This window comes from Streptomyces yunnanensis (assembly GCF_029011865.1).
GTDB lineage: Bacteria > Actinomycetota > Actinomycetes > Streptomycetales > Streptomycetaceae > Streptomyces > Streptomyces yunnanensis.
On sequence record NZ_CP095749.1, the window covers coordinates 6899847 to 6921720 of the forward strand.

At 72.8% G+C, this 21874-nt stretch carries 26 protein-coding genes; 20 read left to right on the top strand and 6 right to left on the bottom strand.

The window, feature by feature from the left end; translation table 11 throughout:
• Window positions 1-11 precede the first annotated feature (11 nt).
• The 7 genes from MOV08_RS30075 to hisF are packed head-to-tail and all read left to right on the top strand — an operon-like array spanning window position 12 to window position 4518.
• Window positions 12-1136 (top strand): histidinol-phosphate transaminase, encoded by a 1125-nt coding sequence (locus MOV08_RS30075; protein ID WP_107080478.1) that lies wholly within the window; start codon window positions 12-14, stop codon window positions 1134-1136.
• Window positions 1133-1738: an imidazoleglycerol-phosphate dehydratase HisB gene (gene hisB, locus MOV08_RS30080; protein ID WP_039637421.1), complete on the top strand. Its 606-nt coding sequence runs from the start codon at window positions 1133-1135 to the stop codon at window positions 1736-1738. The genes MOV08_RS30075 and hisB overlap by 4 nt, the downstream gene beginning before the upstream one ends.
• Window positions 1738-1902, top strand: a complete 165-nt coding sequence (locus MOV08_RS30085; RefSeq protein ID WP_039637423.1) for a hypothetical protein — start codon at window positions 1738-1740, stop codon at window positions 1900-1902. The genes hisB and MOV08_RS30085 overlap by 1 nt, the downstream gene beginning before the upstream one ends.
• Window positions 1893-2579, top strand: coding sequence for an imidazole glycerol phosphate synthase subunit HisH (gene hisH, locus MOV08_RS30090; RefSeq protein ID WP_275309574.1), 687 nt, complete (start codon window positions 1893-1895; stop codon window positions 2577-2579). The genes MOV08_RS30085 and hisH overlap by 10 nt, the downstream gene beginning before the upstream one ends.
• The gene (gene priA / locus MOV08_RS30095) at window positions 2576-3304 is read left to right on the top strand and encodes a bifunctional 1-(5-phosphoribosyl)-5-((5-phosphoribosylamino)methylideneamino)imidazole-4-carboxamide isomerase/phosphoribosylanthranilate isomerase PriA (protein WP_275309575.1); all 729 of its coding nucleotides are present in this window, start codon (window positions 2576-2578) and stop codon (window positions 3302-3304) included. The genes hisH and priA overlap by 4 nt, the downstream gene beginning before the upstream one ends.
• A gap of 42 nt (window positions 3305-3346) precedes the next feature.
• Entirely contained in the window at window positions 3347-3757 is a 411-nt protein-coding gene (locus MOV08_RS30100; RefSeq protein WP_039637429.1) for a Rid family hydrolase, read from the top strand.
• A gap of 5 nt (window positions 3758-3762) precedes the next feature.
• Window positions 3763-4518 carry an imidazole glycerol phosphate synthase subunit HisF gene (gene hisF, locus MOV08_RS30105; protein ID WP_039637431.1) on the top strand — a complete coding sequence of 252 codons (756 nt, stop codon included), beginning with the start codon at window positions 3763-3765 and terminating at the stop codon, window positions 4516-4518.
• 100 nt (window positions 4519-4618) lie between these two features.
• Here the strand turns inward: hisF and MOV08_RS30110 are convergent, their stop codons facing one another.
• Genes MOV08_RS30110 through MOV08_RS30120 form a run of 3 tightly spaced genes read right to left on the bottom strand, consistent with a single transcriptional unit; the run spans window position 4619 to window position 8049 of the window.
• The gene (locus MOV08_RS30110) at window positions 4619-5362 is read right to left on the bottom strand and encodes a succinate dehydrogenase/fumarate reductase iron-sulfur subunit (RefSeq protein ID WP_039637432.1); all 744 of its coding nucleotides are present in this window, start codon (window positions 5360-5362) and stop codon (window positions 4619-4621) included.
• A complete protein-coding gene (locus MOV08_RS30115) occupies window positions 5359-7305 on the bottom strand; it encodes a fumarate reductase/succinate dehydrogenase flavoprotein subunit (RefSeq protein ID WP_275309576.1) in 1947 nt (648 codons plus the stop codon). Before MOV08_RS30115 ends, MOV08_RS30110 begins: the two co-directional genes overlap by 4 nt.
• Before the next feature lie 3 nt (window positions 7306-7308).
• Window positions 7309-8049 carry a succinate dehydrogenase gene (locus MOV08_RS30120; protein ID WP_073445092.1) on the bottom strand — a complete coding sequence of 247 codons (741 nt, stop codon included), beginning with the start codon at window positions 8047-8049 and terminating at the stop codon, window positions 7309-7311.
• A 95-nt stretch (window positions 8050-8144) separates the two neighbouring features.
• Here MOV08_RS30120 and MOV08_RS30125 point away from each other — a divergent pair, with 95 nt between their 5' ends.
• Window positions 8145-9044, top strand: coding sequence for a LysR family transcriptional regulator (locus MOV08_RS30125; protein WP_275309577.1), 900 nt, complete (start codon window positions 8145-8147; stop codon window positions 9042-9044).
• A 66-nt stretch (window positions 9045-9110) separates the two neighbouring features.
• Here MOV08_RS30125 and MOV08_RS30130 read toward each other — a convergent pair whose 3' ends face one another.
• Together MOV08_RS30130 and MOV08_RS30135 are read right to left on the bottom strand one after the other, a co-directional pair.
• On the bottom strand, window positions 9111-9743 hold the full coding sequence (locus MOV08_RS30130) for a TIGR03085 family metal-binding protein (protein WP_039637439.1): 633 nt from the start codon (window positions 9741-9743) through the stop codon (window positions 9111-9113).
• 90 nt (window positions 9744-9833) lie between these two features.
• Window positions 9834-10052 (bottom strand): hypothetical protein, encoded by a 219-nt coding sequence (locus MOV08_RS30135; RefSeq protein ID WP_039637441.1) that lies wholly within the window; start codon window positions 10050-10052, stop codon window positions 9834-9836.
• Between the two features lie 32 nt (window positions 10053-10084).
• Here MOV08_RS30135 and hisI point away from each other — a divergent pair, with 32 nt between their 5' ends.
• The 11 genes from hisI to lgt all read left to right on the top strand — a co-directional run bounded on the left by hisI (window position 10085) and on the right by lgt (window position 19143).
• A complete protein-coding gene (gene hisI, locus MOV08_RS30140; protein WP_275309578.1) occupies window positions 10085-10480 on the top strand; it encodes a phosphoribosyl-AMP cyclohydrolase in 396 nt (131 codons plus the stop codon).
• Window positions 10481-10539: 59 nt separating this feature from the next.
• Window positions 10540-12075, top strand: coding sequence for an anthranilate synthase component I (locus MOV08_RS30145; protein WP_275309579.1), 1536 nt, complete (start codon window positions 10540-10542; stop codon window positions 12073-12075).
• 55 nt (window positions 12076-12130) lie between these two features.
• A complete protein-coding gene (locus MOV08_RS30150) occupies window positions 12131-12778 on the top strand; it encodes a TIGR02234 family membrane protein (RefSeq protein ID WP_275309580.1) in 648 nt (215 codons plus the stop codon).
• Window positions 12779-12863: 85 nt separating this feature from the next.
• Window positions 12864-13106: an HGxxPAAW family protein gene (locus MOV08_RS30155; protein WP_039637450.1), complete on the top strand. Its 243-nt coding sequence runs from the start codon at window positions 12864-12866 to the stop codon at window positions 13104-13106.
• A 161-nt stretch (window positions 13107-13267) separates the two neighbouring features.
• On the top strand, window positions 13268-13708 hold the full coding sequence (locus tag MOV08_RS30160; RefSeq protein ID WP_275309581.1) for a DUF2752 domain-containing protein: 441 nt from the start codon (window positions 13268-13270) through the stop codon (window positions 13706-13708).
• 197 nt (window positions 13709-13905) lie between these two features.
• Window positions 13906-14715 carry an indole-3-glycerol phosphate synthase TrpC gene (gene trpC / locus MOV08_RS30165; protein ID WP_039637451.1) on the top strand — a complete coding sequence of 270 codons (810 nt, stop codon included), beginning with the start codon at window positions 13906-13908 and terminating at the stop codon, window positions 14713-14715.
• Between the two features lie 31 nt (window positions 14716-14746).
• Window positions 14747-14953, top strand: a complete 207-nt coding sequence (trpM, locus tag MOV08_RS30170) for a tryptophan biosynthesis modulator TrpM (RefSeq protein ID WP_073445085.1) — start codon at window positions 14747-14749, stop codon at window positions 14951-14953.
• Between the two features lie 105 nt (window positions 14954-15058).
• Complete coding sequence (trpB, locus tag MOV08_RS30175) at window positions 15059-16321, top strand: tryptophan synthase subunit beta (RefSeq protein ID WP_039637453.1); 1263 nt, start codon at window positions 15059-15061, stop codon at window positions 16319-16321.
• Window positions 16321-17151: a tryptophan synthase subunit alpha gene (trpA, locus tag MOV08_RS30180; RefSeq protein WP_275309582.1), complete on the top strand. Its 831-nt coding sequence runs from the start codon at window positions 16321-16323 to the stop codon at window positions 17149-17151. The genes trpB and trpA overlap by 1 nt, the downstream gene beginning before the upstream one ends.
• 79 nt (window positions 17152-17230) lie before the next feature.
• Window positions 17231-18043 carry a DsbA family protein gene (locus MOV08_RS30185; RefSeq protein ID WP_039641860.1) on the top strand — a complete coding sequence of 271 codons (813 nt, stop codon included), beginning with the start codon at window positions 17231-17233 and terminating at the stop codon, window positions 18041-18043.
• Window positions 18044-18150: 107 nt separating this feature from the next.
• Window positions 18151-19143: a prolipoprotein diacylglyceryl transferase gene (gene lgt, locus MOV08_RS30190; protein WP_275309583.1), complete on the top strand. Its 993-nt coding sequence runs from the start codon at window positions 18151-18153 to the stop codon at window positions 19141-19143.
• A gap of 106 nt (window positions 19144-19249) precedes the next feature.
• Here the strand turns inward: lgt and MOV08_RS30195 are convergent, their stop codons facing one another.
• Complete coding sequence (locus MOV08_RS30195) at window positions 19250-20539, bottom strand: ADP-ribosylglycohydrolase family protein (RefSeq protein WP_275309584.1); 1290 nt, start codon at window positions 20537-20539, stop codon at window positions 19250-19252.
• Window positions 20540-20933: 394 nt separating this feature from the next.
• On the opposite strand from MOV08_RS30195, the gene MOV08_RS30200 reads away from it, so the two are divergent.
• On the top strand, window positions 20934-21665 hold the full coding sequence (locus MOV08_RS30200; protein ID WP_039641862.1) for a VIT1/CCC1 transporter family protein: 732 nt from the start codon (window positions 20934-20936) through the stop codon (window positions 21663-21665).
• Window positions 21666-21874 lie beyond the last annotated feature (209 nt).

The following is a 21874-nucleotide window of genomic DNA, read 5'->3' on the forward strand; positions in this document are numbered from 1 at the left end:
CGGTGTCCCGTATGGACGAGCTCCCCATCCGGGACGAGCTGCGCGGCAAGTCCCCCTACGGCGCGCCGCAGCTGGACGTCCCGGTGCGCCTCAACACCAACGAGAACCCCTACCCGCTCCCCGAGCCGCTGGTGCGGCGGATCGCCGAGCGGGTGACCGAGGCCGCCCGCCACCTCAACCGCTACCCCGACCGGGACGCGATCGAGCTGCGCACCGCGCTGGCCGCCTACCTCACCCGCACCGCCGGCCACGAGGTCACCACCGAGCAGGTGTGGGCCGCCAACGGCTCCAACGAGGTCATCCAGCAGCTGCTGCAGACCTTCGGCGGCCCCGGCCGCACCGCGCTCGGCTTCGAGCCGTCGTACTCCATGCACGCGCTGATCTCGCGCGGCACCGGCACCGGCTGGATCTCCGGCCCGCGCAACGACGACTTCACCGTCGATGTCGAGGCGGCCCGGGCGGCCATCGCCGAGCACCGCCCCGACGTGGTCTTCGTCTGCTCGCCGAACAACCCCACCGGCACCGCCGTCGAGGCCGACACCGTCCTCGCGCTGTACGAGGCGGCACAGGCCGCCCGGGCGGACACCGCGGGGGCGCTGGTGGTGGTCGACGAGGCGTACGTCGAGTTCAGCCACCACCCGTCGCTGCTGCGGCTGATCGAGGGCCGGCCGAACCTGGTGCTCTCCCGGACGATGTCCAAGGCGTTCGGCGCCGCCGGGCTCCGGCTGGGCTACCTCGCCGCCGACCCGGCCGTGGTCGACGCCGTCCAGCTGGTCCGGCTGCCGTACCACCTCTCGTCCGTCACCCAGGCCACCGCGCTCGCCGCCCTGGAGCACACCGATACGCTCCTGGGGTACGTCGCGCAGCTCAAGGGCGAGCGGGACCGCCTGGTCGCCGAACTGCGCGCGCTCGGCTGCCAGGTCGTCGCGTCGGACGCCAACTTCGTCCAGTTCGGCCTCTTCGACGACGCGCACGCCGTCTGGCAGGCGATCCTCGACCACGGCGTGCTGGTCCGCGACAACGGCGTACCGGGCTGGCTGCGGGTCACCGCCGGCACCCCGGCCGAGAACGACGCGTTCCTGGACGCGGTGCGCGCGGTGCTCAAAGAACGCAGCCTGAAGGAGAACAAGCGATGAGCGGGGATACCGCCCGCGTGGGGCGCGTGGAGCGCACCACCAAGGAGACGACGGTGCTGGTCGAGATCGACCTCGACGGCACCGGCCAGGTCGACGTCTCGACCGGCGTCGGCTTCTACGACCACATGCTCGACCAGCTCGGCCGGCACGGCCTCTTCGACCTCAAGGTCAAGACCGACGGCGATCTGCACATCGACACCCACCACACCATCGAGGACACCGCCCTCGCGCTGGGCGCCGCCTTCAAGCAGGCGCTCGGCGACAAGGTCGGCATCTACCGCTTCGGCAACTGCACCGTCCCGCTGGACGAGTCGCTGGCCCAGGTCACCGTCGACCTCTCCGGTCGCCCCTACCTGGTGCACACCGAGCCGGAGAACATGGCGCCGATGATCGGCACCTACGACACCACGATGACCCGGCACATACTCGAGTCGTTCGTCGCCCAGGCCCAGATCGCGCTGCACGTCCACGTCCCGTACGGCCGCAACGCCCACCACATCGTGGAGTGCCAGTTCAAGGCGCTCGCCCGGGCCCTGCGCTACGCCAGCGAACGCGACGCGCGCGCGGCCGGCATTCTGCCCTCCACGAAGGGCGCCCTCTGATGAACGGCCTGTCCACCGTCTTCATTCTCGTGGGTCTCTTCCTCCTCGGCGGGGTGTACTCCTTCTGGAAGCAGAAGATCCCCAGGAGCGTGATCATCCTGATGGCCATCGCGTCGGCGATGTGCCTGGCGGCCGGTGTGCTGCGACTGGAGGTATGGAATTGAGCGCCGCGCAGCAGTCCCCCGGGCGGAGGTCCGCGGGCAAGGCCGCCAAGAAGGTCGTCGTCTTCGACTACGGCTTCGGCAACGTCCGGTCCGCTGAGCGCGCCCTGGCACACGTCGGCGCGGACGTGGAGATCACCCGCGACTACGACACCGCGATGAACGCCGACGGGCTGCTGGTGCCCGGCGTCGGCGCGTTCGCCGCGTGCATGCGCGGGCTGAAGGAGGCCCGTGGCGACTGGGTCGTCGGCCGCCGACTGTCCGGTGGCCGTCCGGTGATGGGCATCTGCGTCGGTATGCAGATCCTCTTCGGGCGCGGCATCGAGCACGGCGTGGAGACCGACGGCCTCGACGAGTGGCCCGGCACGGTCGGCCCGCTCAAGGCCGAGGTCGTCCCGCACATGGGCTGGAACACCGTCCGCCCCGCCGAGGGCTCGCGGCTGTTCGCGGGGATGCCCGCCGACGCGCGCTACTACTTCGTGCACTCCTACGCGGTCCACGACTGGGAGCTGGAGATCGGCAACGCCGCCCTCGCCGCCCCCAAGGTCACCTGGTCCACGCACGGCGAGCCGTTCGTGGCCGCGGTCGAGAACGGTCCGCTGTGGGCCACCCAGTTCCACCCCGAGAAGTCCGGCGACGCCGGTGCCCAACTCCTCACCAACTGGATCGAAACGCTGTGAACGCTGCGAACAAGCTTGAACTGCTGCCCGCCGTCGACGTCCGCGACGGCCAGGCCGTCCGCCTGGTGCACGGCGAGTCCGGCTCGGAGACCTCCTACGGCGACCCGCTGCAGGCCGCGCTGGCCTGGCAGGCGGCCGGCGCCGAGTGGCTGCACCTGGTCGACCTGGACGCCGCCTTCGGCACCGGCGACAACCGGGCGCAGATCGCCCAGGTCGCCCGCTCCATGGACATCAAGGTCGAGCTGTCCGGCGGGATCCGCGACGACGACTCGCTGGCCGCCGCGCTGGCCACGGGCTGCACCCGGGTCAACATCGGCACCGCGGCGCTGGAGGACCCCGAGTGGGTCGCCAAGATCATCGCCGAGCACGGCGACAAGATCGCGGTGGGCCTGGACGTCCGCGGCACGACCCTGCGCGGCCGCGGCTGGACCCGCGACGGCGGCGACCTCTACGAGACGCTGGCCCGCCTGGACTCCGAGGGCTGCGCCCGCTACGTCGTCACCGACATCAACAAGGACGGCACGCTCCAGGGCCCCAACCTGGAGCTGCTGAAGAACGTCTGCGCGGCCACCGACCGCCCGGTCGTCGCCTCCGGCGGCGTCTCCTCCCTCGACGACCTGCGGGCGATCGCCGCGCTGGTGCCGGAGGGTGTCGAGGGCTCCATCGTCGGCAAGGCGCTCTACGCGAAGGCGTTCACCCTCGAAGAGGCACTGGCGGCCGTGTAGTAGACCGCGGGTGCCGCAACCGGCCACATGGGAGGCGGCGTGATGAGCATCGAGCGCGTACGGACCGACAGTCCCTGGGAAGAGACCATTGGCTTCGCGCGTGCGGTGGCGGCCGGCGACCGGGTCCTGGTCTCCGGCACCATGCCGCTGGTCGGCGGCGTCCTCCAGGGCGAGGGCGACCCCTACGTCCAGACCAAGGTCGCCTTCGGGAACGCGTTGGCGGCGCTCAAACCCTTCGGGGTGGGCGTCGCCGAGGTGCTGCGCACCCGGATGTACCTGACCCACCTGCGCGACGCGGACGCCGCCGCCCGCGCCCACCGCGAGCTGTTCGAAGCCGCGCCGCCCGCCACGACCGTGGTCGTGGTCTCCGGCTTCGTCGACTCCCGCGTCCTGGTGGAAGTAGAACTAGAAGCGTTCCGGGCCCTGTCCCCGGAAACCGAGCGAGAGGGCTGAACGACATGACCCTGGCGGTCCGCGTCATTCCCTGCCTGGACGTCGACAACGGCCGCGTCGTCAAGGGCGTCAACTTCCAGAACCTGCGCGACGCCGGGGACCCGGTCGAGATGGCGAAGGTCTACGGCGAGGAGGGTGCCGACGAGCTGACCTTCCTCGACATCACCGCCTCCTCCGGCAACCGCGAGACGACCTACGACGTGGTCCGCCGCACCGCCGAGCAGGTCTTCATCCCGCTGACCGTCGGCGGTGGGGTGCGCACCGCGGAGGACGTCGACAAGCTGCTGCGGGCCGGCGCCGACAAGGTCGGGGTCAACACCGCGGCGATCGCCCGCCCGGAGCTGATCAAGGAGATCGCCGAGCGCTTCGGCAGCCAGGTGCTGGTGCTGTCCGTGGATGCCCGCCGTACCGCCGCCGGGACGTTCGAGGTCACCACGCACGGCGGGCGCCGCTCGGCCGGGATCGACGCCGTCGAGTGGGCGCACCGCGCCGCGGAGCTGGGCGCCGGGGAGATCCTGCTGAACTCCATGGACGCCGACGGCACCAAGGACGGCTACGACGTGGAGATGATCGAGGCGGTCCGCAGGCACGTGAGCGTGCCGGTGATCGCCTCCGGCGGCGCCGGCAAGCTCGCCGACTTCGCGCCCGCCGTGGCGGCCGGCGCCGACGCCGTGCTGGCCGCCTCCGTCTTCCACTTCGGCGACCTGCGCATCGGCCAGGTCAAGGACGCACTGCGGGAGGCCGGCCACCCGGTGCGGTGACCGGCGCCCCCGGTGCCCGCCCACGGCCCGCACGAGGCCCCCGCCGCGTCCTGCGGAGGGGGCCGTCGCGTGCTCGGCGGTCGGTGGGCGGGCGGTGCGCTCAGCGGCCCTTGCGCGCCGCCCGGAGGAACTCCCGGTTCATCTTCGTGATGCTGAACAGCGGGATGCCCTTGGGGCAGGCGGTGGCGCACTCGCCGGCCAGGGTGCAGCCGCCGAAGCCCTCCTCGTCCATCTGGGCCACCATGTCCAGCACCCGGGACGCGCGCTCCGGCGCGCCCTGCGGCAGCACGTTGAGGTGGTTGACCTTCGCGGACGTGAAGAGCATCGCCGCGCCGTTGGGGCAGGCCGCGACGCAGGCGCCGCAGCCGATGCACTCGGCGTGCTCGAAGGCGAAGTCGGCGTCCGGCTTGGGCACCGGCGTGGCGTGCGCCTCGGGGGCGGCCCCGGTCGGCGCGGTGACGTAGCCGCCGGCCTGGATGATCCGGTCGAACGCCGAGCGGTCGACGACCAGGTCCTTCACGACCGGGAAGGCCGCGGCCCGCCACGGCTCGACGTCGATGGTGTCGCCGTCCTCGAAGGACCGCATGTGGAGCTGGCAGGTGGTGGTCCGCTCCGGGCCGTGCGCGTCGCCGTTGATGACGAGCGAGCAGGCCCCGCAGATGCCCTCCCGGCAGTCGTGGTCGAAGGCGACCGGGTCCTCACCGGTGAGGATGAGCTCCTCGTTGAGGGTGTCGAGCATCTCCAGGAAGGACATGTCGGGGGAGACGCCGTCCACCTCGTACGTGGACATGGCGCCGTCGGCGTCGGCGTTCTGCTGCCGCCAGACGCGCAGGGTGAGCTTCATGCGTAGCTCCGCTGGGTGGGGTGGACGTACTCGAAGACCAGGTCTTCCCTGTGCAGGGTGGGGGCCGCGCCGGTGCCGGTGAACTCCCAGGCGGCGGCGTAGGAGAACTCCTCGTCCCGGCGGGCCGCCTCGCCGTCGGGGGTCTGCGACTCCTCCCGGAAGTGGCCGCCGCAGGACTCGCGGCGGTGCAGTGCGTCGAGGCACATCAGCTCGGCGAGCTCCAGGTAGTCGACGATGCGGTTGGCCTTCTCCAGCGACTGGTTGAACTCCACGCCGGTGCCGGGCACCTTGATGCGCCGCCAGAACTCCTCGCGGATCTGCGGGATCCGGTCCAGCGCCTTGCGCAGGCCCTCGTCGGTGCGGGCCATCCCGCAGTACTCCCACATGAGTTCGCCGATCTCGCGGTGGAAGGAGTCCGGGGTGCGGTCGCCGTCGACGGCGAGCAGCAGGTTCAGCCGGTCCTCGGTCTCGGTCAGCGCCTCCGTCACCACCGGGTGGTCGGCGGTGACGGCCTCCTGGTGCGGGTTGCGCGCCAGGTAGTCGTTGATGGTGGACGGCAGGACGAAGTAGCCGTCGGCCAGGCCCTGCATCAGGGCGCTGGCGCCCAGCCGGTTGGCGCCGTGGTCGGAGAAGTTGGCCTCGCCGATCGCGAACAGGCCCGGGACGGTGGTCTGGAGGTCGTAGTCGACCCACAGCCCGCCCATCGTGTAGTGCACGGCCGGGTAGATGCGCATCGGCACCCGGTACGGATCCTCGTCGGTGATCCGCTGGTACATGTCGAAGAGGTTGCCGTACTTGGCCTCGACGGCCTTGCGGCCCATGCGCGCGATCGCGTCGGCGAAGTCGAGGTAGACGCCCTGTCCGCCGGGGCCGACGCCGCGGCCCTCGTCGCAGACGTTCTTCGCGGCGCGGGAGGCGATGTCGCGGGGCACGAGGTTGCCGAACGACGGGTAGATCCGCTCCAGGTAGTAGTCGCGCTCGTCCTCGGGGATCTCGTTCGCCGGGCGGCTGTCGCCCTTCGCCTTCGGGACCCAGATCCGGCCGTCGTTGCGCAGCGACTCGCTCATCAGCGTCAGCTTGGACTGGTGGTCACCGGTGCGCGGGATGCAGGTCGGGTGGATCTGCGTGAAGCAGGGGTTGGCGAAGTACGCGCCGCGCCGGTGCGCCCGCCAGACCGCCGTGGCGTTGGAGTTCATGGCGTTCGTCGACAGGTAGAAGACGTTGCCGTAGCCGCCGGAGGCCAGCACCACCGCGTCGGCGAAGTAGCTGGAGATCTTCCCGGTGATCAGGTCCCGCGCCACGATGCCGCGCGCCCGCCCGTCCACGACGATCAGGTCCAGCATCTCGGTGCGCGGGTGCATCTCGACGTTCCCGGCGGCGATCTGCCGCGACAGCGCCTGGTAGGCGCCGAGCAGCAGCTGCTGTCCCGTCTGGCCGCGGGCGTAGAAGGTGCGGGAGACCTGGACGCCGCCGAAGGAGCGGGTGTCGAGGAGGCCGCCGTACTCGCGGGCGAAGGGGACGCCCTGGGCGACGCACTGGTCGATGATCTCGACGGAGACCTGGGCGAGCCGGTGCACGTTGGACTCGCGGGCGCGGAAGTCGCCGCCCTTGACGGTGTCGTAGAAGAGACGGTGGACGGAGTCGCCGTCGTTGCGGTAGTTCTTCGCCGCGTTGATGCCGCCCTGCGCGGCGATGGAGTGGGCCCGGCGCGGCGAGTCCTGGTAGCAGAACTGGACGACGTGGTAGCCCTGTTCGGCCAGGGTGGCGCCGGCCGAGCCGCCGGCCAGTCCGGTCCCGACGACGATGACGGTGTGCTTGCGGCGGTTGGCCGGGTTGACCAGCTTGGCCTCGAAGCGCCGGGTGTCCCAGCGCTCGGCTATCGGGCCGGCCGGGGCGGTGGTGTCGGCGACCGGCTCCCCGGTCGCGAAGTCGGAGTAGGTCATGGGTCAGCTCACCAATCCGGTCATGACGCCGACGGGGACGGCGATGAAGCCCGCGGTCAGCACCAGCGCGAGCAGGTTCGCCACGGTCTTCAGGAGGCGGTCGCGGCTCCGGCTGCCGGCGCCGAGGGTCTGCGCGGCGCTCCAGAAGCCGTGCCGGACGTGCAGGCCCAGGGCGAGCATCGCGACGAGGTAGATGACGTTGCCGTACCAGGTGGAGAAGGTGTCCACGACGTTCTGGTACGGGTGGCCCGGCTGGAAGCCGCCCGGGTGCACGGTGCCGGTGGTCAGGTCGAGGATGTGCCAGACGATGAACAGGCCGAGGATGATCCCGCCCCAGCGCATGGTGCGGGTGGCGTAGCTCGCCCGGGGCTTCTTGTGGACGTACCCGGTGGGGCGCGCCCTGATGTCGCGGCGGCTGAGCTGGTACGCGGAGACGGCGTGCGCGACCACGGCGACGACCAGCACGACGCGGACCAGCCACAGCGTCCACTCGTAGTGCATGAAGGGTTCGCCGACGGTGCGCAGCCAGTGCGCGTAGTGGTTGAACTCCCCGGGACCGAAGAAGATCTTGAGGTTGCCGATCACATGGGCGACCAGGTACAGCAGCATGATCACGCCGCTGACGGCCATGACCGTCTTCTTGCCGACGGAGCTGTCCCACAGGGTGCGCCCGCCCGGAGGCCGACCACCGCCCCTGCGCTGATGCGACGACGGCCGTCGGTCCGTCCGCGTTGCCAGTGCCATGACTCCGGACGCTAGGGCCGAACGACCCGATCGGTCCAAGACATGGTCCAGCTCATCTCCATAGGCTGTCCCTATCGCTGCTTTATATTCCTCTTATGCAGTTGCAGCAGCTCCGCTACTTCACGGCCGTGGCCGACACCCGCCACTTCACCCGCGCCGCCGAACGCGAACACGTCGCCCAGCCCTCGCTCTCCCAGCAGATCCGCGCCCTGGAACGGGAGTTGGGCGCCGAGCTGTTCCACCGCGCCCGCGGCCACATCACCCTCACCGACGCCGGCGAGACCCTGCTGCCGCTGGCCCGCCGGATCCTCGCCGACACCGAGACCGCCCGCCGCGAGGTCCAGGAGGTCGCCCAGCTGCGGCGCGGCCGGCTCCGCCTCGGCGCCCCGCCCAGCCTCTGCGCCAGCCTCGTCCCGGACGTGCTGAGCGCCTTCCACGCCACCTACCCGGGCGTCGACCTGATCGTCAGCGAGGACGGCTCCCAGGACCTCGTCCGGGCCCTGGCCGACGGCGAGCTGGACCTGGCGCTGATCATCACCCCGCTGCCCGGCCAGGCACCGGCGCTGGCCACCGCGGAGCTGCTGCGCGAGGAACTGGTGGTGGTCTCCGCGCCGGGCCGCCCGGCACCGGTGGCCGGCCGACGCACCCGGATCCGCGTCGAGGACCTCCGCGGCCGTCCGCTGGCGATGTTCCGCCGCGGCTACGACCTGCGGGAATTCACCACCGCCGCGTGCCGCGCGGCCGGCTTCGAGCCGACCTTCACCGTCGAGGGCGGCGAGATGGACGCCGTCCTCGGCTTCGTCCGGGCCGGGCTCGGCATCGCCGTCGTGCCCAGCATGGTCGCCGAGCGCTCCGGGCTGCGCGTCACCCCGTTCGCCACCCCCGGCATGCACCGGGTGGTCTCGGTCGCGCACCGCGGCGACGTCTCACCGCCGCGCGCCGCCCGCGAACTGGACCGCATCCTGCGCGCGCACCTGACGGACGGCACGCCCTGAGGGGCGCGCTCGCGCGGCGGGCGCCTCAGGGCACACCCCCAGGTCAGGGGCCGGCGCACCCCGAGATCAGACCCCCAGCTGCGCCGCCCGCAGCTTCGCCACCGCGTCCTCGTCCCCGTCCAGCTCCACCTTCGCCGCGTCCAGCCGGCCGAAGGCGAACAGCGTCAGCTCGCCCGGCTCACCGGTGACCGTCACCACCGGGGTGCCCCGGTGCGCCACCGCGGTCTGCCCGTCCGGCCGCCGCAGCACCACCCCCACCGGCGCCTTCCGGCCCAGCACCCGGGCCGCCCGCTCCAGCCGCACCCACAGCGCGTCCGCGAAGACCGGGTCCAGCTCGCGCGGCGACCAGTCCGGCTGGGCCCGCCGCACGTCCTCGGCGTGGACGTAGAACTCCACGGTGTTGGACGCCTCGTCGACCTGCTTGAGTGCGAACGGGGACATCTTCGGCGGACCGGTCCTGATGAGCTGGAGCAGCTCCTCGTACGGCTTCGCCGCGAACTCGGCCTGCACCCGCGCGAGCCGCGCCGCCAGCGGCTTGACCACGATCCCCGCGGACGCGTCGGCGCGCCGCTCGCGCACCACCACGTGCGCGGCCAGATCCCGCGTCGTCCAGCCCTCGCACAGCGTCGGCGCCTCGGGGCCCGCGCTCTCCAACAAGTCGGCCAGAAGGAGCCGTTCACGCTTCGCATGGGTCGACATACGGCCAGCCTACGACTGCCCCGCCCGGCCTGCCACGGCGCACACCCCCGTCACCACCGGGCGGGGCCCCACCGCGCCGTGCGGACACCGTCACCCCCGCAGCACCAGCAACCCCACCACCACCGCGGCCACCAGCGCCGCCGCGAACACCGCCACCATCACCCGCAGCGCCACCTTCGCCACCCGGTCCGGGTCCGGCGGCCGTGGCGCGGCGGGGCGCGCGGCACCGCCCGGCCCGGTGCCGGAGGTCTCCCCGGAGCCGGGAACGCGCGAAGCCGTGCCTGCGTCCGGGGGCGGCTGCTGTTCCATTCCAGCAGGATGCCGCACGGCACAATGGACCCATGACCAGCAGCCGCGCCACCACCCCCGATCCCACCACCCCCGGCCTGGACCCCGCCGTCGCCGCCCGCCTCAAGCGCGGCGCCGACGGCCTGTTCCCGGCCATCGCCCAGCAGTACGACACCGGCGAGGTGCTGATGCTCGGCTGGATGGACGACGAGGCGCTGCACCGCACCCTGACCACCGGCCGCTGCACCTACTGGTCCCGCAGCCGCCAGGAGTACTGGGTCAAGGGCGACACCTCCGGGCACGCCCAGTACGTCAAGTCCGTCGCCCTGGACTGCGACGCCGACACCGTCCTGGTCAAGGTCGACCAGGTCGGCGCCGCCTGCCACACCGGGGCCCGCACCTGCTTCGACGAGGACGTGCTGGCCGGCGCGACGCACCCGTCCCAGTAGTCCCCCACCCACCCGTCCCAGTAATCCCCCGCCCACCCATCCCAGTAAGCTCCGCTGCCATGACCACGGGAACCACCGGCACCGCCGCACCGGACCTCGACGCCTTCCGCACGCTCGCCAAGGACCGGCGGGTCATCCCCGTCACCCGGCGCCTCCTGGCGGACGGCGACACCCCGGTCGGCCTCTACCGCAAGCTCACCGCCGAGCGCCCCGGCACCTTCCTGCTCGAATCCGCCGAGAACGGCCGTACGTGGTCGCGGTACTCGTTCATCGGCGTGCGCAGTGCCGCGACGCTCACCGCCCGCGACGGGCAGGCCCACTGGCTCGGCACCCCGCCGGTCGGCGTCCCCACCGACGGCGACCCGCTCGCCGCGCTGCGCGCCACCGTCGAGACCCTGCACACTCCCCATGACCTCATCGAGGGCGAGGGGCTGCCCCCGTTCACCGGCGGCATGGTCGGCTACCTCGGCTACGACGTCGTGCGCCGCCTGGAGAAGGTCGGCGAGCACACCACCGACGACCTCGGCCTGCCCGAGCTCACCATGCTGCTCACCTCCGACCTCGCCGTGCTGGACCACTGGAGCGGCACGGTCCTGCTGATCGCCAACGCGATCAACCACAACGACCTGGCGACCGGCGTCGACGAGGCGTACGCGGACGCGGTGGCCCGACTGGACGCGATGGCCGACGACCTCGCCCGCCCCGCGCCCGCCAGCGCCGCAGCCCTCCCGCCGTCCGCCGTGCCCCCGTACACCGGCAAGTGGGGCGCCGACTCCTTCATGGCCGCCGTCGAGGACGTCAAGGAGCGCATCCGGGCCGGCGAGGCGTTCCAGGTGGTGCCCTCCCAGCGGTTCGAAACCCCCTGCACGGCAAGCGCGTTGGACGTCTACCGCGTGCTGCGGGCCACCAACCCCAGCCCCTATATGTACCTCTTCCGCTTCGAGGGCGCGGACGGCCGCCCCTTCGACGTGGTCGGCTCCAGCCCCGAGGCGCTGGTCAAGGTCGAGAACGGCCGGGCGATGGTGCACCCGATCGCCGGCACCCGCCCGCGCGGCGCATCCGTCCAGGAGGACCAGGCGCTCGCCGACGAGCTGATGGCCGACCCCAAGGAGCGCGCCGAGCACCTGATGCTGGTGGACCTGGGCCGCAACGACCTGGGCCGGGTCTGCGAACCGGGCAGCGTCGAGGTCGTCGACTTCATGTCCGTCGAGCGCTACAGCCACGTCATGCACATCGTCTCGACGGTCACCGGCACGGTCGCCGAGGGCCGTACCGCCTTCGACGTGCTCACCGCCTGCTTCCCCGCCGGCACCCTCTCCGGCGCCCCCAAGCCGCGCGCCCTGCAGATCATCGAGGAGCTGGAGCCGACCCGGCGCGGCCTGTACGGCGGCTGCGTGGGCTATCTGGACTTCGCCGGCGACTCCGACACCGCCATCGCCATCCGCACCGCCCTGCTGCGCGACGGCACCGCCTACGTCCAGGCCGGCGCCGGCATCGTCGCCGACTCCGACCCGGTCGCCGAGGACACCGAGTGCCGCAACAAGGCCGCGGCCGTCCTCCGCGCCGTCCACACCGCCAACCACCTGGGGAAATGATCCCGCGCACCCCCGCGCGCCGGCCCGCCCCGGCCGGTAGGCGATAGTGGTACGCGTGAGTGCCGTACCCCAGCCCCGTACCGACACCGAGCCGACCCCGGCCCGGCCCGCGCGCAGCGCCAAGCGCTCCCTCGCCCTGGCGCTGCTGCTCGGCGCCGCCGGCGCCGGCCTGGCACTGCTGGCCTCCGGCCGCATCTGGGCCCGGGGCACCGCGGTGCTGGCCCAGGGCGAACTGCCGCGCACCGTGACCGGCGCCGACGTGACCGGGGTGCCCGGCGCGCTGGCGGTGGTCGGCCTGGCCGCCCTGGTCGCGGTCTTCGCGGTCCGCCGGGTCGGCCGGATCGTGGTCGCCGCCCTGCTGGCCCTCAGCGGCCTGGGCGTCACCGTCGCCGCCGCGCTCGGCAACGCCGACACCTCGGCGCTGCGCGAGAAGGCCGCCGACGCGGTCGGCCTGGCCGGCGCCGACGTGCATCACGTCACCCACACCGTCTGGCCCTGGGTGGCCGCCGCCGGCGGCCTGCTGCTACTCCTGGCCGGGGCGCTGGCCCTGGTCTTCGGCCGCTCCTGGCCCGCGATGTCGGGCCGGTACGAGCGCACCCCCGGCGGCGCCCGCGGCCCGCGGCGCGCCCCGGCGGCGCCGGACCTGGAGCGCCCCGAGGAGATCTGGAAGTCCCTGGACCGCGGCGAGGACCCCACCCGGTAAAAGGGTTCCGTCCGGCATCGGTGACAATGGACGACGACATTCGCGCGCCCGGACCCCGGCGCGACAGAGCAACGAGGAGCACTCCATGTCGAGCAGTGGCCACGGACACACCCCCGCCGCCTGGACCGGCGTCATCATCGCGTTCATCGGCTTCTGTGTGGCCGGTGCCTTCATCGTGATGGCCAACGTGGCCGGCTTCTGGGCGGGCATGGTGCTGATCGCCGCCGGTGCCGTCGTGGGTGGCCTGATGCGCGCCGCCGGTATGGGCCAGGAGCCCAAGCGCTCCGCCAAGATCGCCCCGGCCAAGGCCCAGCCGCAGGAGGGCTGAGCCCCGCTCGCCGGGAACCCGAAGGCGCCGCTTCCCGCCGCGTACGGCCCGTGCCCCCGTACGGCCCGTGCCCCCGTACGGCCCGTGCCCCCGTACGGCCCGTGCCCCGTACGGCGGCCGAGAAGCTGCGCCTTCCCGCGTCCGGTAGCACCATCGGCACCGTGAGCGATCCCGTGGTCCCGCTGCGACCGGACGTCTCCCGCGGCCCGGTGCGCCGGCTCGCGGCACCGGTCGGCACCCTGGCGGCGGTGGCCGCCGCCTTCACCTGGGTCGGCGTGATCGACCCAGGCGAACCGGGCCACTACCCGGTCTGCCCGCTGCGGCACCTCACCGGCCTGCTCTGTCCGGCCTGCGGCGGGCTGCGCAGCGCGCACGCCGTCGCGCACGGCGACCTGCTCGCGGCGCTCGCCGCCAACGCCCCCGCGGTGGCCGGCTACGCTGCGTTCGCGCTCTTCTGGCTGGTCTGGCTGGCCCGCGCGGCGCGCGGGCGGCCCACCGCGGGTCCGCGGCCCCGGCCGGCCCACTGGTGGGCGCTGGGCGCCCTGCTGCTGGCCTTCACGGTCGTCCGCAACCTCCCCTTCGGCGCCGGACTGCGCCCGTGAGGCGCGCGCCGTGCGGCCCGGCCCGCCCCCGGGGGCGAACCACCGGGAATCCCGGAGATGTCCAGGTTCTGGGACCGCGGTCAACCGGATGCGGGACCTGACCCCGGCGGCGGATACCATCGGAGAACCGGCCGGGGCAGTGGTTGAGTCCCACAGGCCGCTGTCCACCTCCACCGTCCAGACAGGAGGCCGCTCGCGTGAGCGTGCTCGATGAGATCATCGACGGAGTCCGCGCCGACCTCGCAGAGCGGCAGGCGCGCGTCGGCCTCGACGAGCTCAAGGAACGGGCCCGCAAGGCGCGACCGGCCAAGGACGGCGTCGCCGCGCTGAAGGGCGAGGGCGTCCGGGTGATCTGCGAGGTGAAGCGCTCCAGCCCGTCCAAGGGCGCGCTGGCCGCGATCGCCGACCCCGCGGGCCTGGCCGCCGACTACGAGGCGGGCGGCGCCGCGGTGATCTCCGTCCTCACCGAGCAGCGCCGGTTCGGCGGCTCGCTGGCCGACCTGGAAGCCGTCCGCGCCAAGGTGGACATCCCGGTCCTGCGCAAGGACTTCATCGTCACCGCCTACCAGCTCTGGGAGGCCCGGGCCTACGGCGCCGACCTCGCGCTGCTGATCGTCGCGGCGCTGGAGCAGGAGGCGCTGGTCTCGCTGATCGAGCGGGCCGAGTCGATCGGGCTGACGCCGCTGGTCGAGGTGCACGACGAGGACGAGGTGCAGCGCGCGGTGGACGCCGGCGCCCGGATCATCGGGGTCAACGCCCGCAACCTCAAGACCCTGGAGGTCGACCGGGGCACCTTCGCCCGGGTCGCCCCCGAGATCCCCGACCACATCGTCAAGGTCGCCGAGTCCGGTGTGCGCGGCCCGCACGACCTGATCGCCTACGCCAACGAGGGCGCCGACGCCGTCCTGGTGGGCGAGTCGCTGGTCACCGGCAAGGACCCCAGGACCGCGGTCGCCGACCTGGTCGCGGCCGGCTCCCACCCGGCGATCCGGCACGGCCGGGACTGACCCCGGCCACCCCAGGACAGGGCAGACCGAGATGACCGCCGCCCCCCGCCGCCCCGTGGCCAAGCTCGTCCGCTCGCGACGTCGTTCGAGCGGGGGGTCGCCGATCGCGCTGCCCTCGTGGCACCGCGGCTGCCGGGCACCCGGCCGGCGGATCCGGGGACGCCGGGTCCGGTACCACATCGGCTCCGAACCGGGCCAGATCAACGGGATGCGATGGCGTCCGGGGACCGTGCGCTGAGGCGCCGTCCCCGTAGCGGCGGCGCGTCACTGCGCTCAGCAGTCGTCACCTCATCCCGATAAACCGGACCTCCGGGGCGGTACGCCCTGGTTGAGGAGTGCCCAGATGTCCTCCGAAAGTTCCCGTTTCTTCCTTCCTGATCCGGAAGGTCAAGTGCCCAGCGCCGAGGGCTACTTCGGCGCCTTCGGCGGCAAGTTCATCCCCGAGGCGCTGGTCGCCGCGGTGGACGAGGTCGCCGCCGAGTACGAGAAGGCCAAGGCGGACCCCGCGTTCGCCGCCGAGCTCGACGACCTGATGGTCAACTACACCGGCCGGCCCAGTGCGCTCACCGAGGTGCCGCGGTTCGCCGAACACGCCGGCGGGGCCCGGGTGTTCCTCAAGCGCGAGGACCTCAACCACACCGGCTCGCACAAGATCAACAACGTGCTGGGTCAGGCGCTGCTCACCAAGCGGATGGGCAAGACCCGGGTCATCGCCGAGACCGGCGCCGGCCAGCACGGCGTCGCCACCGCCACCGCCTGCGCCCTCTTCGGCCTCGAATGCACCATCTACATGGGCGAGGTCGACACCCAGCGGCAGGCCCTGAACGTGGCCCGGATGCGGATGCTCGGCGCCGAGGTCATCGCCGTGAAGTCCGGCAGCCGCACCCTCAAGGACGCCATCAACGAGGCGTTCCGCGACTGGGTCGCCAACGTCGACCGCACCCACTACCTCTTCGGCACGGTCGCCGGCCCGCACCCCTTCCCAGCCCTGGTCCGCGACTTCCACCGGGTCATCGGCGTCGAGGCCCGCCGGCAGATCCTGGAGCGCACCGGCCGGCTGCCGGACGCCGCCCTGGCCTGCGTCGGCGGCGGCTCCAACGCCATCGGCCTGTTCCACGCCTTCCTGCCCGACGCCGGCGTCCGCCTGATCGGCTGCGAGCCCGGCGGCCACGGCATCGAGACCGGCGAGCACGCCGCCACCCTCACCGAGGGCACCCCCGGCATCCTGCACGGCTCCCGCTCCTACGTCCTCCAGGACGAGGACGGCCAGATCACCGAGCCGTACTCGATCTCGGCCGGCCTGGACTACCCCGGCATCGGCCCCGAGCACGCCTACCTCAAGGACGTCGGCCGCGCCGAGTACCGCGCGGTGACCGACGACGCGGCGATGCAGGCCCTGCGGCTGCTGTCCCGCACCGAGGGCATCATCCCGGCCATCGAGAGCGCCCACGCGCTGGCCGGCGCCCTGGAGGTCGGCCGGGAGCTGGGCCCCGACGGCCTGCTGCTGGTCAACCTCTCCGGGCGCGGCGACAAGGACATGGACACCGCAGCCCGCTACTTCGGGCTCTACGGCAACGACGACCAGACCGGCGAGGGGGACAAGTGATGGCGGGCAACATCGAACTCCTGACGTCCGTCCTGGCGCAGGCCCGCGCCGAGGACCGGGCCGCGCTGGTCGGCTACCTCCCGGCCGGCTTCCCCACCATCGACGGCGGCATCCGGGCCATGACCGAGATGCTGGACGGCGGCTGCGACATCGTCGAGGTCGGGCTGCCGCACAGCGACCCGGTCCTGGACGGCCCGGTGATCCAGACCGCCGACGACATCGCGCTGCGCGCCGGCATCCGGATCACCGACGTGCTCCGCACGGTCCGCGAGGTGCACGCCGCCACCGGGGCGCCGGTGCTCTGCATGACGTACTGGAACCCCGTCGACCGCTACGGCGTCGAGCGGTTCGCCGCCGACCTCGCCGAGGCGGGCGGCGCCGGCTGCATCCTGCCGGACCTCCCGGTCGAGGAGTCCGAGGTCTGGCGGAAGGCCGCCGAGCAGCACGGCCTGGCCACCGTCTTCGTGGTCGCGCCGAGCAGCCGGGACGAGCGGCTCGCCAAGATCACCGCGGCCGGCAGCGGCTTCGTCTACGCCGCCTCCCTGATGGGCGTCACCGGCACCCGCGCGTCCGTCGGCCGCGAGGCGGCGGACCTGGTGGCCCGCACCCGCGCCACCACCGACCTGCCGGTCTGCGTCGGACTCGGCGTCTCCAACGCCGAGCAGGCCCGTGAGGTGGCCGCCTTCGCCGACGGTGTGATCGTCGGCTCGGCGTTCGTCAAGTGCCTGCTGGCGGCCGACGGCGACGTTGACGCCGGACTCGCCGCGGTGCGGGCCCTCGCCGGCCAACTCGGCGACGGCGTGCGCCGGCGCGGCGCGACCCGGGACTGACCCCGACGGGATCGTCCGATCGAGCGAACCTCGGAGCGGAGGGGTGCGACTGCCCCCCTCCGCTTCGTTGTCCACGGGCGTGAACCAGAAGAACCAAGACGGCCAGAACCGTGACGGAACGAGCAGCGCCCGCGAGCGGCTGCAGGCCCAGCGCATCAAGGAGAAGTCGCGCGCCCGGCGGGTCCGCCAGGCCGTCGTCGGCGGCGCGGTGGTGGCGGCGCTCGCGGTGGCCGGCGGGGTCGCCGTGTGGGTGTCCTCCGGCGGCGGGTCCGGCAGCACCGCCGAGACCGCGTTCGCCCTCCCCAAGAAGGCCAGCGACGGCGACAAGCCCGCCGTCCCGGTGGGCGCGCCCGGCGCGCACTCCACCCTCGTGGTCTGGGAGGACTTCCGCTGCCCGGCCTGCCAGCAGTTCGAGACCGGCTTCCGCCCGGTGATCCACCAGCTCCAGGACTCCGGCCAGCTCAAGGTGGAGTACCACCTCGCCACCCTCATCGACGGCAACGCCGGCGGCTCCGGCTCGCTGAACGCCGGCAACGCCGCCCTGTGCGCCCAGGACGCCGGGAAGTTCCGCGACTACCACGACGTCCTCTACTCCCACCAGCCGCCCGAGCAGCAGGACCGCTTCAGCGACAAGAAGTACCTGATCCAGCTGGCCGGGAAGGTCGGCGGCCTGGCGTCGCCCGCCTTCACCAAGTGCGTCAACGGCGGCCGGTACGACGCCTTCGTCCGCAAGTCCAACGAGGCGTTCACCAGCGCCGGGTTCCGCGGCACCCCGACCGTCCTGCTCAACGGCAAGGACCTCGCCCAGGTCCAGGGCGGCCGGGTCACCCCGGCCGAGCTCAAGAAGATGGTCCTGGAAGCCAACAAGGGCAAGCAGCCCGGGAAGGGCTGACCCGCCGGGCGGCCGGTACGGGCCGCCGTCCGGACGGGGTCGTTACGCAGCCGTTGCCGGGCCGGGTTGTCGTCAACCCGGCCCGGCGCGGTAGCGTCGGTCCTGCCATGGACCTCGCATTCATTCCCAGCCCGTCGGTCGGTGTCGTCCACCTCGGCCCGATCCCGCTGCGCGGCTACGCGTTCTGCATCATCATCGGCGTGTTCGTCGGCGTCTGGCTCGGCAATCGGCGCTGGGTGCAGCGCGGTGGCCGCACCGGCACCGTCGCCGACATCGCCGTCTGGGCGGTGCCCTTCGGCCTGGTCGGCGGGCGCCTCTACCACGTCATCACGACGTACGAGCCGTACTTCGGCAAGAACGGCCATCCGCTCGACGCCTTCAAGGTGTGGCAGGGCGGCCTCGGCATCTGGGGCGCGGTCGCGCTGGGCGCGCTCGGTGCCTGGATCGGCTGCCGCCGTCGGGGCATCCCGATGCCGGCCTACGCCGACGCGCTGGCGCCGGGCCTGGCCATCGGGCAGGCGATCGGCCGCTGGGGCAACTGGTTCAACCAGGAGCTGTACGGCAAGCCCACCGACCTCCCGTGGGCGCTGAAGATCGACCCGGACCCGGCCATCGGCCGCATCGGCGGCACCTACCACCCGACGTTCCTCTACGAGTCCCTGTGGTGCCTGGGCGTCGCGGCGCTGGTGATCTGGGCGGACAAGCGCTTCCGCCTCGGCCACGGCCGGGTCTTCGCGCTCTACGTCGCCGCCTACTGCACGGGCCGCGCCTGGATCGAGTACATGCGGGTCGACGAGGCGCACCACATCCTGGGCATGCGGCTGAACGTCTGGACCGCGCTGATCGTCTTCGTCCTGGCGGTCGTCTACATGATCGTCTCGGCGAAGAAGGCCCCGGGCCGCGAGGAGATCGTCGAGCCGGAGTGGCAGCTCGGCGAGGGCGCCCAGAACGGCGCCGAGGGCACCGGAGCCGACAAGGGCGTCAAGCTGGACAAGGCTGACAAGGCTGGCGGGGCTGACAAGGCCGAGAAGTCGGAGAAGTCAGACAAGGCCGAGAAGATCGATAAGGCCGCCGGGAGCGCCGGCGGCGCGAAGTCCTGACGCCGGCGAAGGCCATCCAGCCGACCGGAGCGCCGGGCGGACCCGTTCACCGCGGGATCGCCCGGCGCTCCGCCGTATCCGCCGGCGGACGCCGGCCGGCGCGCCGTCAGCGCCCGCTGGCCTCGTTCGGCGCCGTCCGCGCCGCGATGGCGCCGAACGCCTGCTCGTGGCGTAGCTGCCGGGCCCGGTCGCGGGCGAACACCTCGCGGGTGACGGCGGCCAGCGCGGTGGCCGGGGCGTGCAGGTCGAGCCGGCTGGCCCGGGCGACCTCGGTGCTCCACTCGGCGGGCACCGCCGCCGCGCCGCGGAGGGCGCCGGCGAGCGCACCGGCCATGGTGGCGATGGCGGCGCAGTCGCGCCCGTAGTTGACCGCGCCGAGCGCGGTGGCCCGGTAGTCGCCGTCGGCGACCAGCAGCATGCCCAGGGCGATGGGGAGCTCCTCGACGGCGTGCAGCCGGGAGGGCCGGCGGGCGCCCAGCGACGGTTCGCGGTAGTCGGGGCCGACGGTGTCGAACGGGGCGACCGCGGCCCGCAGCGGGACCAGCGCGGACTCGTAGTCGGTATGCGGCGCGGCGACGTCGCAGACCGCCTCGATCGCCGCCCGGGTGCCGTCCTTCGCCAGCCGCAGCGCGTGCCCGACGACCGAGGCCGCGGTGGCGTCCGGCAGGAACGCGGCGGCCACCGCGGCGGCGAACACCCCCGCCGCCTCCCGGCCGTAGGAGGACTGGTGGGCGGCGGAGATGTCCAGTGCCTCGGCGTAAGCCCGGTCCGGATTGCCGGCGTTGACCACGCCGACCGGCGTCATGTACATCGCCGCACCGGAGTTGACGATGTTTCCGACGCCGGCCTCGCGCGGATCGGCGTGCCCGTAGTGCAGCCGCGCCACGATCCACTTCTCGGCGAGGAAGATCCGCTGCAACGGCAGCGCCTCGGCCTCCAGTTCGGGGATCCAGCGGGGCGTGCCGATCAGGTCGGGGACGAGGTGGTCGGCGACGTCGTAGGCGTCGAGGTGGTCGCGGACCGTCTCGTAGACGCGGACCAGCGCATGGGTCATCAGGGTGTCGTCGGTGATGTGGCCGTCGCCCTTGTGGTACGGCGCGAGCGGCCGGGCGGTGCGCCAGTCCGTGTGGAACGGCCCGACGATGCCCTCGATCCGGCCGCCGTGCCGGGCCACGATCTGTTCCGGCGTCAGGCCCTCGACCGGCCCGCCGAGGGCGTCGCCGACCGCGGCCCCGACGAGCGCGCCGGCCGCCCGGTCCTCCAACTGGGGGACCTCGGGCGGCGGGGCGGCCGGCCCGGCCGCCGGGGCGTCGTCGTACGGCGCCGGGAGCCGGGCCGGGTCCGGTGGTTCCGGGTCCGGTTGCGTCGCGGTGGCGGTGGTGGTGGCGTCCGTCATCGGGGAGTCCTTTCACGGGATCGAGGGGGGCGAGGGGGCTGCGGGGATCGGGGGGCGGGAGGGCGTGTGGGCGGTCCGGCCGGAGGGGCCGGCTGCGGCCGTCGCGCGGCCCGGCATCCCGGTATCCGTCCCCCGCGGCGGTCCGGCTCTCCTGTCCGGGGCGGCAGGGTCACCCGGTCGACCGTGCCGGACGGCGCCCGATGGCCGCCGGAAGCCCTCGTGAGCCAGATCACAAGCTCCTCGCTCCGACAAAACCGCAGGTCAGCTGGGTAAGTTCGGCCTTCCTTGCTAGCGGAGGAGGGCAATTCGCGCATAACTTCGAGGCGTTGGAGGGGGAAGAGCCGCCATCGGCCCACACCTCGCAGAGCAGGGAGCAGGTCTCGATATGTCGGTCATGGAGATCATGGACACGGCCGCGCCGACCCACGTGGCGCACCGCGACAACCACACCCACCGTGATGTCAACGGTGGCTGGCTGCGCCCCGCGGTCTTCGGCGCGATGGACGGCCTGGTGTCCAACCTCGCCCTGATGACGGGAGTGGCCGGCGGCGCGGTGTCGCAGCAGACGATCGTCATTACCGGCCTGGCGGGGCTGGCGGCCGGCGCCTTCTCGATGGCCGCGGGGGAGTACACCTCGGTGGCTTCGCAGCGTGAGCTGGTGGTCGCGGAGCTGGACATCGAGCGGGCCGAACTGCGCAAGCACCCGAAGGACGAGCAGGAGGAGCTGGCGGCCCTCTACGAGTCCCGCGGGGTGGAGCCGGAGCTCGCCCGGAAGGTGGCCGAACAGCTCTCCCGCGACCCCGAGCAGGCGCTGGAGATCCATGCGCGCGAGGAATTGGGAATCGACCCGTCGGACCTTCCTTCTCCGACCGTTGCCGCCATCTCCTCCTTTGGTTCCTTTGCTCTGGGCGCGCTTCTGCCTGTCCTTCCTTACCTGTTGGGGGCCAGTACCCTCTGGCCTGCGGTGCTGCTGGCGCTGCTCGGGCTCTTCGGCTGCGGCGCCGTGGTGGCGCGCGTGACGGCCCGTTCGTGGTGGTTCAGCGGGCTGCGTCAACTGGCTCTGGGCGGCGCCGCGGCGGGCGTGACGTACGGCCTCGGCGCGCTGTTCGGAACGGTGATGGGTTGACGTCCCATTCGGGTGACCGCATCATGGCCGCATTACCGAGCGGTTTCGGTTTGTTGACGACCGGGCATAAGGCCCTGGCGTCGCGGGCAATGTCGCCCGCCGAACGCCGCCGCAGAGGGCGGCTCCCAGTCCGAGAAGAAGCGGCCGTCCGCATACCCAGATATCCCGGCCCATCGCCGGTGCGGTGTCCGAATGTTGGAAGGCATCTT

Excerpts from the sequence above, each read along its gene's own strand:
- hisB (WP_039637421.1), top strand. The coding sequence starts at position 1,133 with ATGAGCGGGGATACCGCCCGCGTGGGGCGCGTGGAGCGCACCACCAAG.
- hisI (WP_275309578.1), top strand. The coding sequence starts at position 10,085 with ATGACCAGCAGCCGCGCCACCACCCCCGATCCCACCACCCCCGGCCTG.
- trpM (WP_073445085.1), top strand. The coding sequence starts at position 14,747 with ATGACCGCCGCCCCCCGCCGCCCCGTGGCCAAGCTCGTCCGCTCGCGA.
- MOV08_RS30085 (WP_039637423.1), top strand. The coding sequence starts at position 1,738 with ATGAACGGCCTGTCCACCGTCTTCATTCTCGTGGGTCTCTTCCTCCTC.
- trpB (WP_039637453.1), top strand. The coding sequence starts at position 15,059 with ATGTCCTCCGAAAGTTCCCGTTTCTTCCTTCCTGATCCGGAAGGTCAA.
- MOV08_RS30115 (WP_275309576.1), bottom strand. The coding sequence starts at position 7,305 with ATGACCTACTCCGACTTCGCGACCGGGGAGCCGGTCGCCGACACCACC.
- MOV08_RS30130 (WP_039637439.1), bottom strand. The coding sequence starts at position 9,743 with ATGTCGACCCATGCGAAGCGTGAACGGCTCCTTCTGGCCGACTTGTTG.
- MOV08_RS30155 (WP_039637450.1), top strand. The coding sequence starts at position 12,864 with ATGTCGAGCAGTGGCCACGGACACACCCCCGCCGCCTGGACCGGCGTC.
- MOV08_RS30145 (WP_275309579.1), top strand. The coding sequence starts at position 10,540 with ATGACCACGGGAACCACCGGCACCGCCGCACCGGACCTCGACGCCTTC.
- lgt (WP_275309583.1), top strand. The coding sequence starts at position 18,151 with ATGGACCTCGCATTCATTCCCAGCCCGTCGGTCGGTGTCGTCCACCTC.
- MOV08_RS30135 (WP_039637441.1), bottom strand. The coding sequence starts at position 10,052 with ATGGAACAGCAGCCGCCCCCGGACGCAGGCACGGCTTCGCGCGTTCCC.
- MOV08_RS30200 (WP_039641862.1), top strand. The coding sequence starts at position 20,934 with ATGGAGATCATGGACACGGCCGCGCCGACCCACGTGGCGCACCGCGAC.
- trpA (WP_275309582.1), top strand. The coding sequence starts at position 16,321 with ATGGCGGGCAACATCGAACTCCTGACGTCCGTCCTGGCGCAGGCCCGC.
- MOV08_RS30125 (WP_275309577.1), top strand. The coding sequence starts at position 8,145 with ATGCAGTTGCAGCAGCTCCGCTACTTCACGGCCGTGGCCGACACCCGC.
- hisH (WP_275309574.1), top strand. The coding sequence starts at position 1,893 with ATGGAATTGAGCGCCGCGCAGCAGTCCCCCGGGCGGAGGTCCGCGGGC.
- MOV08_RS30120 (WP_073445092.1), bottom strand. The coding sequence starts at position 8,049 with ATGGCACTGGCAACGCGGACGGACCGACGGCCGTCGTCGCATCAGCGC.
- MOV08_RS30195 (WP_275309584.1), bottom strand. The coding sequence starts at position 20,539 with ATGACGGACGCCACCACCACCGCCACCGCGACGCAACCGGACCCGGAA.
- MOV08_RS30100 (WP_039637429.1), top strand. The coding sequence starts at position 3,347 with ATGAGCATCGAGCGCGTACGGACCGACAGTCCCTGGGAAGAGACCATT.
- MOV08_RS30075 (WP_107080478.1), top strand. The coding sequence starts at position 12 with ATGGACGAGCTCCCCATCCGGGACGAGCTGCGCGGCAAGTCCCCCTAC.
- MOV08_RS30110 (WP_039637432.1), bottom strand. The coding sequence starts at position 5,362 with ATGAAGCTCACCCTGCGCGTCTGGCGGCAGCAGAACGCCGACGCCGAC.
- hisF (WP_039637431.1), top strand. The coding sequence starts at position 3,763 with ATGACCCTGGCGGTCCGCGTCATTCCCTGCCTGGACGTCGACAACGGC.